General features: G+C 42.5%; 15 protein-coding genes and 1 other RNA gene. 5 read left to right on the top strand and 11 right to left on the bottom strand.

Annotated features, from left to right (window positions below; all coding sequences use genetic code 11):
• Window positions 1–4: 4 nt before the first annotated feature.
• The 6 genes from R7E47_RS13855 to smpB form a co-directional block, all read right to left on the bottom strand.
• Window positions 5–2,425: a DEAD/DEAH box helicase gene (locus R7E47_RS13855; protein ID WP_123016593.1), complete on the bottom strand. Its 2,421-nt coding sequence runs from the start codon at window positions 2,423–2,425 to the stop codon at window positions 5–7.
• Between the two features lie 137 nt (window positions 2,426–2,562).
• Window positions 2,563–2,832: a helix-turn-helix transcriptional regulator gene (locus R7E47_RS13850; protein ID WP_020431431.1), complete on the bottom strand. Its 270-nt coding sequence runs from the start codon at window positions 2,830–2,832 to the stop codon at window positions 2,563–2,565.
• 140 nt (window positions 2,833–2,972) lie between these two features.
• On the bottom strand, window positions 2,973–3,917 hold the full coding sequence (locus R7E47_RS13845; protein WP_123016592.1) for a hypothetical protein: 945 nt from the start codon (window positions 3,915–3,917) through the stop codon (window positions 2,973–2,975).
• A gap of 4 nt (window positions 3,918–3,921) precedes the next feature.
• Window positions 3,922–5,148 carry an integrase domain-containing protein gene (locus R7E47_RS13840; RefSeq protein WP_123016591.1) on the bottom strand — a complete coding sequence of 409 codons (1,227 nt, stop codon included), beginning with the start codon at window positions 5,146–5,148 and terminating at the stop codon, window positions 3,922–3,924.
• Between the two features lie 183 nt (window positions 5,149–5,331).
• Window positions 5,332–5,699: a transfer-messenger RNA gene (ssrA, locus tag R7E47_RS13835) on the bottom strand.
• Between the two features lie 66 nt (window positions 5,700–5,765).
• Window positions 5,766–6,251, bottom strand: a complete 486-nt coding sequence (smpB, locus tag R7E47_RS13830; protein WP_005381642.1) for an SsrA-binding protein SmpB — start codon at window positions 6,249–6,251, stop codon at window positions 5,766–5,768.
• A gap of 119 nt (window positions 6,252–6,370) precedes the next feature.
• Between smpB and R7E47_RS13825 the strand changes: the two genes are divergently transcribed.
• Both R7E47_RS13825 and R7E47_RS13820 read left to right on the top strand, forming a co-directional pair.
• Window positions 6,371–6,814: an SRPBCC family protein gene (locus tag R7E47_RS13825; protein WP_005381641.1), complete on the top strand. Its 444-nt coding sequence runs from the start codon at window positions 6,371–6,373 to the stop codon at window positions 6,812–6,814.
• On the top strand, window positions 6,804–7,163 hold the full coding sequence (locus R7E47_RS13820) for an RnfH family protein (protein ID WP_025768875.1): 360 nt from the start codon (window positions 6,804–6,806) through the stop codon (window positions 7,161–7,163). Before R7E47_RS13825 ends, R7E47_RS13820 begins: the two co-directional genes overlap by 11 nt.
• A 102-nt stretch (window positions 7,164–7,265) precedes the next feature.
• Here the strand turns inward: R7E47_RS13820 and bamE are convergent, their stop codons facing one another.
• The 5 genes from bamE to nadK all read right to left on the bottom strand — a co-directional run bounded on the left by bamE (window position 7,266) and on the right by nadK (window position 12,543).
• Complete coding sequence (bamE, locus tag R7E47_RS13815; protein WP_017820585.1) at window positions 7,266–7,625, bottom strand: outer membrane protein assembly factor BamE; 360 nt, start codon at window positions 7,623–7,625, stop codon at window positions 7,266–7,268.
• A gap of 242 nt (window positions 7,626–7,867) precedes the next feature.
• On the bottom strand, window positions 7,868–8,350 hold the full coding sequence (locus tag R7E47_RS13810; RefSeq protein ID WP_258484082.1) for a GNAT family N-acetyltransferase: 483 nt from the start codon (window positions 8,348–8,350) through the stop codon (window positions 7,868–7,870).
• Window positions 8,351–8,371: 21 nt separating this feature from the next.
• On the bottom strand, window positions 8,372–10,036 hold the full coding sequence (recN, locus tag R7E47_RS13805; protein WP_258484083.1) for a DNA repair protein RecN: 1,665 nt from the start codon (window positions 10,034–10,036) through the stop codon (window positions 8,372–8,374).
• A 166-nt stretch (window positions 10,037–10,202) separates the two neighbouring features.
• Window positions 10,203–11,393: a DUF3103 domain-containing protein gene (locus tag R7E47_RS13800; RefSeq protein ID WP_005383752.1), complete on the bottom strand. Its 1,191-nt coding sequence runs from the start codon at window positions 11,391–11,393 to the stop codon at window positions 10,203–10,205.
• A 265-nt stretch (window positions 11,394–11,658) separates the two neighbouring features.
• Window positions 11,659–12,543: an NAD(+) kinase gene (gene nadK / locus R7E47_RS13795; RefSeq protein WP_005381631.1), complete on the bottom strand. Its 885-nt coding sequence runs from the start codon at window positions 12,541–12,543 to the stop codon at window positions 11,659–11,661.
• 146 nt (window positions 12,544–12,689) lie between these two features.
• Here nadK and grpE point away from each other — a divergent pair, with 146 nt between their 5' ends.
• The 3 genes from grpE to dnaK all read left to right on the top strand — a co-directional run bounded on the left by grpE (window position 12,690) and on the right by dnaK (window position 17,239).
• Window positions 12,690–13,286: a nucleotide exchange factor GrpE gene (gene grpE / locus R7E47_RS13790; RefSeq protein WP_021034134.1), complete on the top strand. Its 597-nt coding sequence runs from the start codon at window positions 12,690–12,692 to the stop codon at window positions 13,284–13,286.
• Between the two features lie 417 nt (window positions 13,287–13,703).
• The gene (locus R7E47_RS13785) at window positions 13,704–14,978 is read left to right on the top strand and encodes a dicarboxylate/amino acid:cation symporter (protein ID WP_005381625.1); all 1,275 of its coding nucleotides are present in this window, start codon (window positions 13,704–13,706) and stop codon (window positions 14,976–14,978) included.
• 347 nt (window positions 14,979–15,325) lie between these two features.
• A complete protein-coding gene (gene dnaK, locus R7E47_RS13780; RefSeq protein ID WP_258484084.1) occupies window positions 15,326–17,239 on the top strand; it encodes a molecular chaperone DnaK in 1,914 nt (637 codons plus the stop codon).
• Window positions 17,240–17,363: the final 124 nt, after the last annotated feature.

Raw genomic sequence — 17,363 nt, 5'->3', positions numbered from 1 at the left:
TCAGTTAAGCAACGATATCTAGAGACTCGGTACTTAATCTAGTGTAGCTACGCGCCCTTTGAGTCAGAGAGATTTTCGCTTTATTTGTTGTTCCGCTAAATCTACCGATTTCAAAACCCAGAGACTTCATGAGTTGCCCAAAATACAGCATCTTTTTATTTGTCGTGCTGTTTTCGTTGAGTGATAGTGGGATGTGAGTATCTTTGTGCAGTGTCCAATTGACTAATTCCCGATTTTCGATCATCAGATTAACAAACCCCAAAATCTGCTCCCTATGGATCATGATAGAAGGTGATTGAGAATTAAGCTGGTGTCCGTTGAACAGACCCTCATTGATTAAATTCGCCAAGCGGCGATATGTTGAGTACTTGCTGTTATCTTCGTTTGGCGCTGGAACAGAAAATAGCTTGTCGAAGAGCTTTCTGTTCTTAGAAAACAGGAAATGAAATTCGACATCTTCTTTTGTGACTTCAGTCAAATGATAGTAGCTTTTAATTGTATGCTTCGAGATGGCTGCGTTGTCACTGGCTGTGCGCTTATCAGCCATCATAAGCCGCTTCACGTCATGCTGGGTTAAATCGACAGATTGCATAATGGCGTTGACCAACGCCTCTCTGTAAGCTTTTAAATATTGCTTGTTCGTTTTAGACCCACAGCTCTGTGAGTACACTGAGGATGGTAGCGGATCAACATGAAAGCCGAGTTCCTTCAATGTTAGCCATAGATGTAGCCCCAGAGGTGCGGTGAACTGTGATTTCACGTTACCGAATGCAATCTCTAGGTGGTCTGTTGGCGCTGAGTGAATATTCGCATTGTAGACTCTTGCCCTTGTCGGGCGGCAGAAGAAGTCTTGATGGGCATCTACGGTGAAACAAATCTCCTTTGCTTTACGGAATCGACGTGCGAAGTTAACTAGTTCAAATGGATTTAGTGTTTTGTCACAGAATACGACAACTCTATTGGCAAAGTTTTTGACGATTGAGAAGCCTGACCCTAGACAGGGAGAAGCGATAATCGCTTTGTATTTGGAGATTTCTTCATTCGGGTTAGCCAGAAAAGCACGTTGTGCGTCCATTCCTTTATTCTCCCCGTGAATGACTAGCACACCGTCGTTTAGAGCCGCAGTCTCACTATCTAAACCTTGTTTGTCCTCATAACCAAGTTGTTTAACTACTCCTCGAAGTGTCACTAGCGAGTCAAAGAGAAACACCTTGTCCTCCAACAATTTAGACTTGAGTTCATCCTGACTATAAAGATACTGATTTTTATCTGTGATAACTGCTTCAATTCCCAGATATGGATTTTTGTCGCACTGGATTAAAGTCACGTCACCTCGTAAATCCTTCAAGAAGCCTAAACTAATATCGGAAAGATCAGCATCGCCCACAATGACTTGTGGAATGGAGCGAATAATCTCAGACAAGCAATGAAAGACGCGTTGTTTAGGCATTTGTAGTGAATGCTCCGAACACACGACAGTTGAAATTACTTTCTCAAACTCATCAATAATCAAGGTATCAGCATTGTGGCAATATGCTTGGATATGTGCTTTCCACACACTATTGACGACTAATCCCATCGCTTTCGACTGTTCAAGCTGAGTTAAGTTTTGAGTGGTATAGCTGACCGCATGATTTTGAATGCAGTATTGTTCTACTAAAGCCATCAGGTGAGAAAGATATACCACGGATTTATTGTTTTGCTCAGCTAGCTGAGTAATAGGGCCAAAGACGTGTTTCGTTTTACCAGTCCCTGTTGCAGATTTAATCGCAAGGGTTCGCTCATTGGCTAGCGCTTCACACACTTCTGGACAGTCGAGAGTTGAAGTACGGATTGTTTTCGTCGGCGTTCTAAGCTTCATAAAATCTTGAACTGATGAATGATAGTGGTGTAGCTGTAGTTCAAGGCAATCTAAAACTTTACTAAGGAAATTATTGTCTTTGTGAAGATAGAAACGGTAAGTTCTCAAGCATGATTTAGCATCGGAACAGATCAGAGGAATTGTACGGACTAGTTTTTTAGCTAGCCAGTCAATGATTTCGTCACCCCGCATGCCGCAATTCGTCAACTGATAGCAAAGAGATAGATACTGGATTGTATCGTTGTAGTCTTTCAGACTGTAGAGTCGCTTTGATGCTAAATCATAAAGATCACACCTAGCGTCGCGATAATTAATCATCATGAAATCTACAGCTTGAGCAGGGAGCTTTTTTGAATCAATGATTAACTTGATGTTATTGAAGCCAGCATCACGGTAATAGCGGATAACTTCAGCCAGGTTGTTTTTGTCGTTGCGAACAGCAACGACCCTGTACTTGTCATGATCGAAGCTTAGAGACTCGCCGTTAAGAATGGCGACTGAGCAGGACTCTGTTGAACGAACCAGTGTATGTTCTGAGGCTTGAGATTGCGCGATAACGTTCATTTATTCTTATTCCTAGTAGAACGTAAAAGTGCAAAGTTTCTAAGTAATATATATAACTAAAGAACTCTGCACTTTTACCAGCATGCTAAAGCATGCAGTAAACAATTGATTTATTTGTGCTTAGTGAGAGTTTTTAGTTATGCGGCTAATGCATAGAGACTGTTGTCGAAAAGAGACTGTCTTTGCTCAACAAGATGAGAAACAGTTTGCTGTAGATCTTTGCCTAGTGCCATGGCTGCGATAATTGCATCGACCTCATGAGACAAGAAACCAACAGAGTTTGCACCAAGGGGAATTGAAGGTGGGAATGTTCCATCGTTAATTTTGCGGTGGAGAGTCGCTCTTGAGAAGGGTACGCGTTGTAGAACGTCAGATTTACGTACGATTTTGATTTGTTGTTCAGTCATAACTAACACCTTTGTTATTTTTTAATTTTTCGTTTGTGTTAAAGACCGCTGGCCAGCGACGAAATTGAAGTTATGACAAGTTACTGGTCAAAAACAGAGGGGGGTTTTTGACCAGTTGTTGATTTAGAGAGTGTTTCTACTTATCTATTTGATTTTAAAGGTTTTGCTGATGAAAAGAAGTTGGAAAATACGGCTTCCGCTTCAAGATCATCAGAATATGACAAACTAGGCAGTTTGTTTATGGACTGAGATGAGTAGTACTTCCGTAGGTTATCTCTGTAACGTTTAAACTCATTATCTCTTTCAAAAGAAACGATATCTGATAATCTATCTATCCATGGGTAATCGGATTTTTTGTATAATTTCAGATGGTTATCAAAATTCATTAAAGATTGTATCGAACTTGGTGTTTCTTTTGATGGGAAACCTGAGTAATGAAGATGGGAATGTTCAACTACTTCATCAAAGCACGAAACCATGTCAAGGAAAAATTCCTTGTAAGATGATAAAAATGTAATGTCAAACTCGAAAATTCTTATCATGTTTTGATGGACCTCCCTTTTTGATTTGTTTCGCGCTTTGTAAAGAGTTAGCTCTGTTTGTTCTTTGTTCAGTTGGATAAAAGAGTAGTATTTTTTCTTGACTTGGCTTTTAGAAAGCTTAGTGATCTTTGTCACATTTGCGATTTTTTCATAGATCTTTTCTAAAGATTTTTCAGGAAAAATTTCTTTACCTAGCAAAACCATCCGATAAATATCCTCATCATCAATCTTTTTAGGCTTTTTGCTCTTTGTTAAGCCTAACTGATCTGAGTAGTCTCGCATTATTTGGTTAATTTCTTCGGCGTTTTCTGAACATAAAATATCTAGGGCAGCTGCAAATGTGTCATCGATTAAATACTGCAATTCTGTATAAACTCTTTCACTAGGCGCAGATTCGATTAGGCTAAATCCAAGATAGAGAAGAAAGAGAGCTGTATTTTCAGGAGTTTTTGTCCTGTCTTTAAGAATTCGTTCCCTGTGTTTATGTACAAATTTGTAGAGTGCAGAATCTTTATACGAGAGGTCATCATATACTTGACTCATTGCTTTATCCCTTTTTCTTAGCAATGGTATTGGTGTTTTTAGAAGCATCAAGTATGAAGTTGCTCCACCATTCCATTATCTTACGACGCTCCTGAAGGTACTCAGCATTGTTGTAGATGTCACGAATCGTGTTCTTGTCTACGTGTGCTAGACACAGCTCAATAGCATCTTTGTTGAAGCCCTGTTCGTTGAGCGCTGTACTGCCAATGGAACGCATACCGTGACTTACTAGCTTTCCTTTCATTCCTGCACGTTTTAGAGCTGCGTTGACGCTCTGACTGTTCATGTGCTGGTCTACTGACTTTGAACTGGGGAATACATAGCGTTGTCCGTAGGAGATGGGCTTCATAAAGTTTAAAAGTTGAATCGAAGCGTCTGAAAGAGGGATTTTGTGGTCGCGCTTCATTTTCATTTTATCTTTGCTAATGACCCAAAGTTTGTTTTCGAAATCAATTTCACTCCATTCAGCGGCAGCACACTCAACAGGACGGGTCAGGGTGTGGAGTTGGAATTCAAAAGCGCAGCGGGTGGCAAGCTTGATATTGGCTAACGACATCGCTTGCATAAGAGTATGAAGTTCGTCTGGGCTGATAGTACTCATGTGATCAGCTTTCGACTTTTTAAATGCATGCTTTATCCCGAATAATGGGTTGGACTGAATTTTTCCGCAATTCACCGCGTAGTTCATTACTTCATTTACTCGCTGACATACTCGTTTAACTGTCTCTAATGCGCCCTTTGCTTCTACAGGTCGTAAGACTTGAATTACAATTGGGGCAGTTAGCTCACTTATCGGCATGTTACCGAGGTTGGGAAAGATATGTAGCTCCAGAGATCGCCAGATATCGTTGGCATAGTCTTCCGAAACGTCATGCTTTTTTACTTCAAACCATTCTTCGGCAACTGATTTAAGAGTTGATGACTGAGCTATCTGTGCGGTAATGAGTTGGTTATCCCTGTGAGTTTTTGGATCAATACCTTCAGCGACCTGTTGGCGCATCTCTCTTGTTTTTTCTCTCGCGGACGCGAGAGTTATGTCGGGAAATGCACCAAGGCTGATGTTCTTACGTTTTTTAGTTGTTGGGTGGATGTAGTTGAAAATCCAAAGTTTTGCGCCATTGGGCTTTATACGTAAGTACAGACCGTTGCCATCGGCAAGCGAATATTCTTTCTCTAAGGGCTTAGCTTTGGTTACTTGAGTTGGTGATAAAGGCTTGATTTGCTTAGCCATTTTAATAGTTCCTTTCTGATGTAACACCACTTTGTGTTGTTATTGGTTAGTGTTACGCAGAATGTTACTAAATGACTGAGATTAAGTGAATCTTGATGAGACGGCCTGAACCACTTAAAGCTAGATGGGACAAGGGATTAGAAAAGAAAACGGGACGTCCTGAGACGTCCCGTTACTAGTGATTGGTGGAGCTGGCGGGAGTTGAACCCGCGTCCGAAAACCGTTCATCATTGGTACTACATGCTTAGTCGATCTTTAATTTCGCCACCCACCTGCGAACCGACACGCTAATGAATGACTAGCCTGAGTTAAAATTCGCCGTTCATCTCTCAGGCGGGAGAATCCGGGCTAGCGCGTTTGGGTTTGATCCCTCGTTGTTCCCCGTCTTACGTGCGGAAGCTAGGGCGAGAGAGCTCTTAGCAGGTTATTAAGCTGCTAGTGCGTAGTTTTCGTCGTTTGCGACTATTTTTTTGCGGTTTGTTAACGAGGCCTACCGCACCTCGGCATGCACCTCAGACTTCTGAATTCCCGTCGAATCCTAAATCAGCCCCAGGTAATATTCGCATAGTAACAGAAAAGCATTGGCTGTCCAGTACTATGCGTTTAAGTGGTCAAGATTAACGCAGCGCGCTCTTCATTACGCGTGCTTTTTCTCTTGCCCAGTCTTTTTCTTTTAGATCCGTACGTTTATCGTGCAGCTTTTTACCTTTTGCTACGCCAATTTTTAGTTTCACCCAAGAGCGAGACCAGTACAGTGAGAGGGCCGTTAATGTCATACCTTCACGGTTTACACGTCCGAATAGGTTATCCAGCTCACGACGACTCATTAGTAGTTTACGCACACGTGTAGGGTTCGCCACAACGTGTGTCGATGCCTGATTTAAAGGAGTGATTGTCATGCCACTCACAAAGGCTTCACCGTCACGCATAAATACGTAACTTTCAGAAATATTGGCTTTACCTTGGCGAAGGGCTTTCACTTCCCAACCTTGGAGCTCCAAGCCAGCTTCGATTTCATCATCGATGAAATACTCGTGGCGAGCTTTTTTATTCAGCGCGATAGTATTGCTACCCGCTTTTTGTTTCGTTTTTTTCTTTGCCATAATAGCGTCATTATACGGGTTGGATATCGGATAGGAAATCCTTTTATTTGCGCAATCGTGGAATAAAAGTAAAATTGGCGAGTAGCTTTAAATCTGTACATGTATCGATAGGAGTATGTATGAAGCAAGTCAGCCGTTCTGCGCTTGTGTCTTTTAGCGCCGAACAGATGTTCAATCTGGTTAATGATGTTGCTAAATACCCTGAATTTCTGCCCGGTTGCTCGGGCTCTAGAATCATTGAGTCTTCGGGGAATGGTATGGTGGCTTCTGTCGATGTGGCGAAGGCTGGAATCAGCAAAACGTTTACGACTTCAAATGAGTTGATCCCCGGTCAGGCAATTATGATGAACTTGGTGGATGGCCCGTTTAAGACGTTGCGTGGTGGTTGGATTTTTACCGCGCTAGATGAGCAAGCTTGCAAGGTTGAACTAAAGCTTGAGTTTGAATTCTCAAGTAAAATGATTGAGATGGCCTTCGGTAAGATTTTTAACGAGCTTACTAGTAATATGGTAAATGCATTTACTAAACGCGCAAAACAGGTCTACGAGTGTTATGAGTATTGAGTCAGATATGATTCACGTTGAGGTTGTCTATGCTCTTCCTCATGAACAGCGTGTATTTAACTTAGTGGTAAATAATCACGCAACGGTAGAAGAGATCATTAGACAATCCGGTGTATTGGAGTTGTACCCTGAAATTGATTTGTCCAAGAACAAAGTGGGTGTGTTTAGTCGTAACGTGAAGTTGGATGCGACCGTTCGAGATCGAGATCGAATAGAGATTTATCGTCCGTTACTTGCCGATCCGAAAGAGATTCGCCGTAAGCGGGCGGAGCAGGCTAAAACCGAGGGGAGTGCAGACCCAGTCACCGGTGGCAAGCCTAGTTCTGTACGTAAAAATAAGCAGGATTAATATTAACCCAATAGCTCATGTGAGTTACTCAAAGTTTGACTAACGTGATTTCTATATAATAAAAAACCTCCCAAACGGGAGGTTTTTTTTGCAAAAGTCAGTTTACTGAATTTGCTCGTAAAATGCGTCACTTTTTGGAAAGTCACCACTGATGTCTGCGAGTGTGCCTTGGTCATTAAAGTTTACAATCAGATCTTTCTGTACTGGTTCGCCATGGCCAGGAGTATGATGATAGATGTAATACCAAGTGTTTGGATAGCCGTTTTCAATAAGCATTGGCGACCCTAATACGAAGCGAACCTGTGCTTTAGTCATCCCAAACTTTAATTTATCAACCGCACTTTGTTCTACATAGTTGCCTTGGTTGATATCAATACGATAAACCAGTCTTTCCAATACCGAACATCCTGTCAGCAATGTCATTGCTAATGGTACGGCAACTAACCACTTCTTTAATTGCATAATAATTTCTTAGTAACCTTTAAAATACTGCGCTGATAATAAACAAGCTCGACGCAGATGTAAAAAGCTATGCGTCGTATGGTAGACAATCTGACAACGAATTTTGAGTTGAGTTGCATTTATTCACCGATATTAGGCGGTAAATGTCACCACATGACGTATTAGTTAGGTGACGAAGAGCACATTTCAATCGGAGGTAGGGTGATGGACGCTTTCAGCGGTGAGCCAAGCCTAGTGACTCGTTAGTCGGTTTTGGCGAATTCGCGTAATGCATCACCTGAAAAACGATAATACTCTTTTTCATGAATTAGTGTTGCACCAATTGAGCGGTAAAACTGACCTGCGGTAGGGTTACTACTTTCAGCTGTCCAGTCCAACCTTTGGCATCCACACTTGATCGCCAAAGATGCCAGATACTTCATTAACTTGAGACCAACCCCTTTTCCTCGAACCTTCGAAGATACGAACAGATCTTTTAAGTACATCTGTCCTGAGAGTTTTGGGGCAGGGAGCATGACGGTATAAGATGCAAAGCCTACGACGTCATCATTATCGTAAACCGCAATGATATTAACACCAGAATGTTCAGAGAAGACTTGGCTCTTTAGATAATGGACCAGATCGTGTTTTGATGAAGCTTTTTCTTTGAAGTAGTCATGTTCTAACTCAATAAAAATAGGGATGAGATCTAAGCAGTTGGTTTTGTGTATTGCTCTGATATCCATATCTCATCCCTTGTCGATTTATTAAGCGGCGATAAGCAGTTCTTTTGCGTTTGCCAACGTTGAGTCGGTTATTTGACTACCACCAAGTAAGCGAGCTAATTCTGCCACACGTTGTTGTTCATCTAATGCGTGCATTTGGGTTTCGGTTTGGCCTGCTTTGGTTTGCTTAGCAACAAACATTTGTTGATGGCCGCATCCGGCAACTTGAGGGAGGTGAGTGACACACAATACTTGAGTAGATTCGCCAAGCTTGCGTAGCATTTTGCCCACTACGGCAGCTGTTGGGCCACTAATACCTACGTCCACTTCATCGAAGATTAAACTTGGTGTATCTACTTTCTGAGCGGTGATCACTTGGATAGCTAGAGAGATACGTGATAGCTCACCGCCTGACGCAACTTTTGCTATAGGTTGCAATGGTTGTCCCGGGTTGGTCGATACTAAGAAGCACACGCTGTCCATGCCAAGCGGCGATGGGTGCGTGTTGTCATTGCTAACTTCGATACTGAATACTGCTTTCTCCATGCTCAATTCGTGCATGCTTTGTGTGATCAGTTTGTTCAGTTCTTTTGCGTAACGGCTGCGTGATTTGTGCAGTTTTTCTGCTTGTGTTAGAAAGCTTTGGTACTTGTGTTCTACTTCTTGAGCAAGTTCATCTAAACGTTCATCGGAGCAATCTAACGCTTCTACTTGGGCCAGAAGATCTTGATGATGCTGGTAGAGTTCTTCTGGCATTACGTGGTGTTTACGAGCTACAGACATCACTTTAGAAAAACGTTCTTCTACATAAGCCATACGAGCTGGATCAACATCGATGCCATCTAAGTAGCTGCGTAATTCATTCTTCGTTTCTTCAAGTTGAATCATCGCTTCTGACAGCATGTTAGGTAGATCAGATAGCTTTTCATCTAATTCGGCTAATTGAATTAGGGAGTGATTGGCCGATTGCAAAATACCAAGCGCATTGACTTCTTCACCTTCGTAAATAAGTTCGATGGCTTGCTGACAGGTAGTGGCGAGTTCACCACTGTTGGATAGTCGTTTATGCTCTTGCTCGAGCTCTGCAAATTCTTCTTCACCTAGCGATAACTCATTCAGTTCTTTGATTTGGTATTCAAGCAACTGTTTTTGCGCCTGGTTTTGCTGGCTATTTTCTTTTAGCTGCTTGAGGTTATTATCCGCCTGACGCCAATGCTGGTAAGCACTTCGTGTGCTTTTTAGTAGGTTTAAATGCCCAGCATATTGGTCGAGCATGGCCATTTGGTGCTCACTTTTCATCAATTGATGATGAGCGTGCTGCCCATGGATATTGATAAGTAGCTGCCCTAGAGATTTGAGTTGTGATAGTGGAACAGGGCTGCCATTAATGAAGGCTCTTGAGCGGCCTTCTTTTGTGATAATACGACGCAAAATACACTCACTGCCATCTAGCAGATCGTTATCTTCTAACCAACGTGTTGCATGTAAGTTGTTGTCCAATAAAAAAGCGGCGCTAACTTCGGTTTTCTCTTCACCTTGTCGCACCATGCCGGCATCGGCTCGTCCGCCTAAGCAGAGCCCTAAAGCATCGATAGCAATGGATTTACCCGCGCCTGTTTCACCTGTAATGGTGGTCATGCCCTTAGAAAGCTCGAGTTGTAAAGACTTAACAATCGCAAAATTATTAACACTTAGATGAGCCAGCATTTTATTTACCTGTATAACTGAACAACACTGTATAAGAGAACAGTATATACTGTTTCTTTATACAGTAAAGTCAGGTAAGGAAAATTTTCTTTGTAGGCTGTTTTTTTGTGATGAAGTGGGAAAAATGAGCCGATGTGATTACAACGACTCATTAAAATTGAACAGGTTACGGACGAGTTGGGTTAATCGTTAGTGGTTCTAGTGTGACGACTGCATTCACACCTGCACCTGGGTGATCCACGTATGAAGTGTCTTGCATTAGAGTGTAGTAAACGTCGACGAAGTCATCATCATTCGTGAGTACACCATCGGGGATAGTGTCGATGATCTTGTTCGTGATTTGCGGAATAATCGCGTAAGCCTGAACTTCTGGATCTGGAATCGCTTTCAATACTTCTTCGGCAACTTGAACAAGGAGTTTTGCCAATTGTTTATAGTCTGTGCCGTCATCTTGCTCCATGAGCACAATGTCTGCCGCCCCCCAGCGGTAGCGAGACCAGTGAATAATGATCTGATTTGGATAGTAATCTTGGTTATCGTAGTCTAAGTATGGAAGCTCCACCAAATCGAGAGTAGGTTCATCACGACTTGGATTGACGCCCGTTACGATAGCGTAGATTTCTGCCTTGCCAGAGATCCAAGGTTCTTTGTCATCGGCTAGACGGATCTTTTTCAACTGCGTGGTTTGAATTGGAGCCGCTTCGCCCACTGCGCTACTTGACAATAGCGGTGTATTTTGGCGTTGTTCATCAGCAATATATGGTTGAACTAAAGCTGGTTGACCGAGTTTTTTCATCTCAGCTTGCATAGCTTGCAAGCCTGCTTTTAGCTCTGCAGAGCTATTGTTATCAACGACAAGTACAGGTACCTCAGGGAGCTGGTAAACATCGAGTTGATGGATGTTGCCATAAACATCAAATGCTTCGATGTATTGCCAATTCTCATCATCACCACTTGGTTCAAATGCAAATAATGGCTCGACCTCGCCACTTTGCCATGCTGTTATCATGGCTTCATTTGCCAAGCGAACTTCTAACAACTGATCAGAGTATTCAGAAATACCTTTCCAGCTACGAATTTGAGTGTCAGCTTGTACAAGCTGGCGGCTGAACTCTGAGTTAGGGTTTTGCTTAACAAATGCTGATACAGACACGTTAGTCTGTTGCGGAGTAATATCTCTTCTCAGCATGGGTTCAATGGCAGCATAATTCTCACTCAATTGTTGAGCTAGGGCCCGTTTCGTCTTAGTGATATCTTCCGCTTTTGCATTGGACACACTGTTGACTTGCGTTTCCTCTGATTGGCAGCCAATAAGTGCTAATGTACTGAGAACAGACAGAATGATGGTTTTCTTCATAATATGTCCTTTATTGATTGTATGAAATAGATTTAATACTCTATTCATGGTGAGAATATCACCGGACATAGATCATTGAATTTGCTTTTCTATCTTTTGTGTAAAGTTTGCCCACAGGATCAAAATTTATAAGCTTCTCTTTAATGATGACAAATATCGTGTCGCCTCACTACTTTGTGTCTATTTCTTGTCTAAGAAAGCCAAAAGCCAGTAGCAATTGAGCTGCTGGCTTTTTTATTGAAGTTATTACCCTGAGTAACAAGTGTTAGAACAATTTACTAGACCAGCCAAGCTTATTCCGTAAGACGTGATAGTAGCTGTAGTCTTTTGGATGGATGAGCTTTAGTACATTTGGACTTTGATAGATGTGAATTTCGTCGCCAGGGGTAACTGGAAGTGAGACTTGTCCATCACAGCTAACTTCTTGTGTTCCACGGTTTTCTGGTGATACCACCAATTTAATTCGACGTTTTCCATCAACCACCAAAGGTCGACTCGACAATGTATGCGGGAACATTGGCACGAGTGAAATGGCATTCAAGCTAGGAGAAAGAATTGGGCCGCCGCCAGAAAGTGAATATGCCGTCGAGCCAGTCGGAGTGGAGACAATCAAACCGTCGGCCCGTAAAGAGAAGGCGAAGCTTTCATCTATGTACACTTCAAATTCAATCATATGGGCAATTTGCCCTGGGTGAAGTACGGCTTCGTTTAGCGCAGCGTTATGACTCTTTATTTGTCCGTGGCGGTGTACTTCCGCCTCTAAAAGAAAACGCTCCTCTTCAATATACTCACCGTCGAGTACCGCTTGCAGAGACGCTTGGAAGTCGTCTGGGTTCAAGTCAGTTAAGAAGCCCAGATTTCCACGGTTCACGCCTATAACTGGTACATCAAATCGGGATAAAATTCTTGCTGCACCTAGCATGTTGCCATCGCCACCAACCACAATGGCTAGATCGGCATTTTTTCCTAGTTCAACTAAGCTAGCAAACTGACTCTGTGGGATATCATCCAGTATTGCGGCAAGGCGATCGTCAATGAATACTTTATAGCCCTCAGAGGTCAACCATTGGTACAACTCTTTATGAGTTTGAATTGCTTGTTGATCTCTTGGTTTTCCGATAATCGCGATCACGTTACATGGATTTTTCATAGCATTTCCGCATTAAAGAGGCTTGAATCAGGAATCTTCATCCCCATAATAATGGCAAGTCACCTAAATATGCGAATTTTTATGTGGTTAAAGCCCGCAAAAACGCGCATGGCTTTAAGGGCATTATGTTGAATTCTGGAGATATCATGAGCAACGAAGAAAACAAAGTTACAGAAGAAGAGCTTGATCAAATCATCGAAGAGGCTGAAAAAGTAGAAGCTGAAGCACAAGAAGTTGAAGCTGAGCTTGAAGAGCTTGGTGATGAGACAGACGCTAAGATTGCTCAACTAGAAGCGGCACTATTGTCTAGCGAGGCAAAAGTAAAAGAGCAACAAGATGCGGTGTTGCGTTCTAAAGCTGAAGTAGAAAACATGCGTCGTCGCACTGAGCAAGAGATCGATAAAGCACGTAAGTTTGCGTTGAACAAGTTTGCAGAAGAGCTGCTTCCTGTTATTGATAACCTAGAGCGTGCAATTCAAGCGGCAGATACAGAGAATGAAACTGTGAAGCCGTTCCTAGAAGGCGTTGAACTAACACATAAAACGTTTGTAGACGTTGTAGCGAAATTTGGCTTGAAAGCAATCAACCCTGAAGGTGAAGCATTCAATCCAGAGTTCCATCAAGCGATGTCGATTCAGGAGAGCCCTGATCATGAATCAAACACTGTTATGTTTGTTATGCAAAAAGGTTACGAACTAAACGGCCGTGTGATTCGTCCGGCAATGGTAATGGTTGCTAAGTAACTTTAACTACCTGTTTTTTAAGTATAAAAGCGCCCATCATTTTTGATGGGCGCTTTTTTGTTTTAAACATAAATGACTGCATCGAACTTCGTTGTATATCGATAAATGAAAATTTGATCCCCTTCATATTTTTTCCTATTGGTTAATTATTTTCCTATAGGAGATTTTCTCTCATCTCGCTGCGTGTTTATTAATGGGAAGGGCTATAAGTGATTGTAATCATTCGTTGTGTGAATGTTTGTTCTGCATAGGAATGTAAATATAGTCATTTTTTCTAAAACAATTTCTTTAACAAAAATGTAAATTATCACTTTATTTTGTAACTTCGGTGTGTATGATTTGCGACTAATGCTTTAAAAGTAAGCATATATAACTACAAAAATGTAAATAGCAAACACAACATATCGGAGATTTATAATGGATAAATCGCTTTCTAGTAAGATTTTTATAGGCTTGTTTGCCGGCCTTGTGCTGGGGACAGCAATTCAGTACTTATTTAGCGGTATTGCGATTTTTGATACATACCTACTTGGAGCAGCAGAAGGTGTTGGCGGCATGTTCGTCTCACTGATCAAATTGCTTGTTGTTCCTTTAGTTTACGTTTCAATCGTATGCGGCATTGTTGACTTGAAAGATATCAGTGCATTTGGTCGTCTTGGTGGAAAAACTTTTACCCTTTACATTCTTAACACCATCATTGCGATTACGGCGGCTTTGACTGTCGGCTTGATCTTCCAGCCAGGAGCGGGCGCTAATCTAGCAGGAACGGTATCTGAGGCTGTGCAGCTGACAACGACAGAGACGCCGGACATTTTCTCTTTAGTTGTTAACATTGTTCCTAGCAACCCTGTACAAGCGTTTGCTAGCGGCGACATGCTGCAAATCATCTTTATGGCAATTTTGACGGGGCTTGCAATTCAAGCTTTGGATTCTCGTGGTGGCCCAGCTATTCGCACATTCAAAATGGCAAATGAAATCATGATGAAATTGGTTGGATTAGTGATGAGTCTTGCACCATATGGTGTGTTCGCACTAATGATTCAACTAGGTGCAACGCTAAACGCCAATACATTAATGTCCGTTGCCGGTTACGTGGCTTTGGTGGTTGCGATGTTGGTGTTCTGGATCTTCTTCTTCTACCCAATGGCAGTGAGTATTGCGACAGGAACTTCTCCAAAGACTTTCCTACGTGCAACTCGTGAGCAGATTCTTTTCTCTCTATCTACCGCGAGCTCAAACGCGACTATCCCGGTAACGATGCGCACACTGACAGAAAAGCTTCAGGTCTCTAAATCGGTTGCTGGCTTCGGTGTTCCACTGGGCGCAACGATGAATATGTCTGGTGTGTCTATCTATATTGCTCTAGCAACGATGTTTGTTGCGAACGCTTTTGGCCAGCCAATTAACACCGCAGACATCTTCACACTTGGCTTAACTATTCTTCTGTTATCTATTGGTGCTGGCGGCGTTCCTGGGGGCGGCGTGGTAATGGTAGGCGTTTTGCTTCACCAACTAGGTTTACCACCTGAAGGTTTAGCAATCATTGCAGCGGTCGACCGTATTAATGATATGTTCTGTACATCATCTAACGTTGTCGGCGACACGGCAGTGAACACCATTGTTGCAAAAACAGAAGGTGAGATAGGTAAAGAAGAAGGTGTTGATGCTGAGCCTGCTCAAGCGAACGCCTAATACCTTGAATCATTTATTTTAACCCTAATATTGAAGCGAGCTCTTATGAGCTCGTTTTTTATTTAGGAAGAGTCGGACATAAATAAATTTATCTGGGAAATGACGTTTTGTTGCGCTACAGCAGTGTGACGAGTTCCCAACTAATCAGAAAGAAACACATAAATTTCGAAAAAAGACGCTTTTTTTTAATTCTGCCCTTGAAAAGCATTTTGCCGCCCTTATCTATGTGGCATAGAGAAGCAAACATTGATTATTTTTGTTTGTGAGCAAGGGTTGAAACCCGATTCTCCTCCCCCCACATTGGGGTTATAACCAAACGAAAATAGAATTTATTCGGAGATAGCCAGATGGGTAAAATCATTGGTATTGACTTAGGTACTACTAACTCATGTGTTGCTGTATTAGACGGCGACAAACCACGTGTAATTGAAAACGCAGAGGGCGAACGTACTACTGCATCGGTTATTGCTTACACTGACGGTGAGACGCTAGTAGGTCAACCAGCGAAACGTCAAGCAGTAACTAACCCAGAAAACACGCTATTTGCAATTAAGCGTCTAATCGGTCGTCGTTTTGAAGACGAAGAAGTTCAGCGTGACATCGAAATCATGCCTTACAAAATCGTTAAGGCTGACAACGGTGATGCTTGGGTAGAAGCGAAAGGCCAAAAAATGGCAGCTCCTCAGGTTTCTGCTGAAGTTCTTAAGAAAATGAAGAAAACTGCTGAAGACTTCCTTGGTGAGGAAGTAACTGGCGCAGTTATCACAGTACCTGCTTACTTTAACGATGCTCAGCGTCAAGCGACAAAAGATGCTGGCCGTATCGCAGGTCTAGAAGTTAAACGTATCATCAACGAACCAACGGCAGCTGCACTAGCTTACGGTCTAGATAAGAAAGGCGGCGATCGCACTATCGCGGTATACGACCTTGGTGGTGGTACATTCGATATTTCAATCATCGAAATCGATGAAGTTGAAGGCGAGAAAACATTCGAAGTTCTAGCAACTAACGGTGATACTCACCTAGGTGGTGAAGACTTTGATAACCGTCTAATCAACTACTTGGTTGATGAGTTCAACAAAGAGCAAGGCATCAACCTTAAAAACGACCCACTAGCAATGCAGCGTGTTAAAGAAGCAGCAGAGAAAGCGAAAATCGAGCTTTCTTCTACTTCTCAAACAGACGTAAACCTACCTTACGTTACTGCAGATGCAACTGGTCCTAAGCACATGAACATTAAAGTGACTCGTGCAAAACTAGAATCTCTAGTTGAAGACCTAGTACAACGCTCTCTTGAGCCATTAAAAGTAGCTCTAGCTGACGCTGACCTATCAGTAAACGACATCACTGACGTAATCCTAGTTGGTGGTCAGACTCGTATGCCAATGGTTCAAGCGAAAGTTGCTGAGTTCTTTGGTAAAGAAGCGCGCCGTGACGTAAACCCTGACGAAGCAGTAGCAATGGGTGCTGCAGTTCAAGGTGGTGTACTTGCTGGTGACGTTAAAGACGTACTACTACTAGACGTAACTCCACTGTCTCTAGGTATCGAGACAATGGGTGGCGTGATGACTAAGTTAGTTGAGAAGAACACAACTATCCCAACTAAAGCGAACCAAGTTTTCTCTACAGCGGAAGACAACCAGAGCGCGGTAACTATCCACGTTCTACAAGGTGAGCGTAAGCAAGCGATGTACAACAAGTCTCTAGGCCAATTTAACCTAGAAGGCATCCAGCCTGCACCACGTGGTATGCCACAAATCGAGGTTACTTTTGACCTTGATGCGGATGGTATCCTACACGTGTCTGCGAAAGACAAGCAGACTGGTAAAGAGCAGAAGATCACTATCCAAGCTTCTGGCGGTCTAAGCGATGAAGACATCGAGAAAATGGTTCAAGAAGCAGAAGCTAACAAAGAAGCGGACAAGAAGTTCGAAGAGCTAGCGACTGCACGTAACCAAGCTGACCAAATGATTCACGGTACTCGTAAGCAAGTAGAAGAAGCTGGTGAAGCGCTACCTGCAGAAGAGAAAGAGAAGATTGAAGCAGCAATTTCTGAGCTAGAAACAGCACGTAAAGGCGAAGACAAAGAAGCTATCGATGCTAGAGTTCAAGCACTAATGACTGCTTCTCAAAAGCTGATGGAAATCGCTCAACAACAAGCTCAAGCGCAGCAAGCACAAGGTGCTGACGCAGGTGCACAGTCTAAAGAAGACGACGTTGTAGATGCTGAGTTCGAAGAAGTTAAAGACGACAAGAAATAATATTTCTTAACCAGATGGTTGCATAGCCATCTGGGGTCGATAAGACTTCGTGTGCGGGCGTTTGGGGCAACTCTTACGCCCGTCTGTTTGTAAACGCTGTCTTTCTAGTTAAGTATGTTGCAGA

Source organism: Vibrio sp. Vb1026 (assembly GCF_033338745.1).
GTDB classification, from domain to species: Bacteria; Pseudomonadota; Gammaproteobacteria; order Enterobacterales; family Vibrionaceae; genus Vibrio; species Vibrio alginolyticus.
The sequence above is the reverse complement of the archived record's forward strand: the minus strand, read 5'-3'. Positions and strand labels throughout refer to the sequence as shown.

Bases quoted from the DNA above. Each gene is read 5' to 3' on its own strand.
- recN (WP_258484083.1), bottom strand. From the start codon at position 10,036: ATGCTGGCTCATCTAAGTGTTAATAATTTTGCGATTGTTAAGTCTTTA.
- bamE (WP_017820585.1), bottom strand. From the start codon at position 7,625: ATGCAATTAAAGAAGTGGTTAGTTGCCGTACCATTAGCAATGACATTG.
- dnaK (WP_258484084.1), top strand. From the start codon at position 15,326: ATGGGTAAAATCATTGGTATTGACTTAGGTACTACTAACTCATGTGTT.
- R7E47_RS13785 (WP_005381625.1), top strand. From the start codon at position 13,704: ATGGATAAATCGCTTTCTAGTAAGATTTTTATAGGCTTGTTTGCCGGC.
- R7E47_RS13845 (WP_123016592.1), bottom strand. From the start codon at position 3,917: ATGAGTCAAGTATATGATGACCTCTCGTATAAAGATTCTGCACTCTAC.
- R7E47_RS13810 (WP_258484082.1), bottom strand. From the start codon at position 8,350: ATGGATATCAGAGCAATACACAAAACCAACTGCTTAGATCTCATCCCT.
- smpB (WP_005381642.1), bottom strand. From the start codon at position 6,251: ATGGCAAAGAAAAAAACGAAACAAAAAGCGGGTAGCAATACTATCGCG.
- nadK (WP_005381631.1), bottom strand. From the start codon at position 12,543: ATGAAAAATCCATGTAACGTGATCGCGATTATCGGAAAACCAAGAGAT.
- R7E47_RS13840 (WP_123016591.1), bottom strand. From the start codon at position 5,148: ATGGCTAAGCAAATCAAGCCTTTATCACCAACTCAAGTAACCAAAGCT.
- R7E47_RS13800 (WP_005383752.1), bottom strand. From the start codon at position 11,393: ATGAAGAAAACCATCATTCTGTCTGTTCTCAGTACATTAGCACTTATT.
- R7E47_RS13855 (WP_123016593.1), bottom strand. From the start codon at position 2,425: ATGAACGTTATCGCGCAATCTCAAGCCTCAGAACATACACTGGTTCGT.
- R7E47_RS13825 (WP_005381641.1), top strand. From the start codon at position 6,371: ATGAAGCAAGTCAGCCGTTCTGCGCTTGTGTCTTTTAGCGCCGAACAG.
- grpE (WP_021034134.1), top strand. From the start codon at position 12,690: ATGAGCAACGAAGAAAACAAAGTTACAGAAGAAGAGCTTGATCAAATC.
- R7E47_RS13850 (WP_020431431.1), bottom strand. From the start codon at position 2,832: ATGACTGAACAACAAATCAAAATCGTACGTAAATCTGACGTTCTACAA.
- R7E47_RS13820 (WP_025768875.1), top strand. From the start codon at position 6,804: ATGAGTATTGAGTCAGATATGATTCACGTTGAGGTTGTCTATGCTCTT.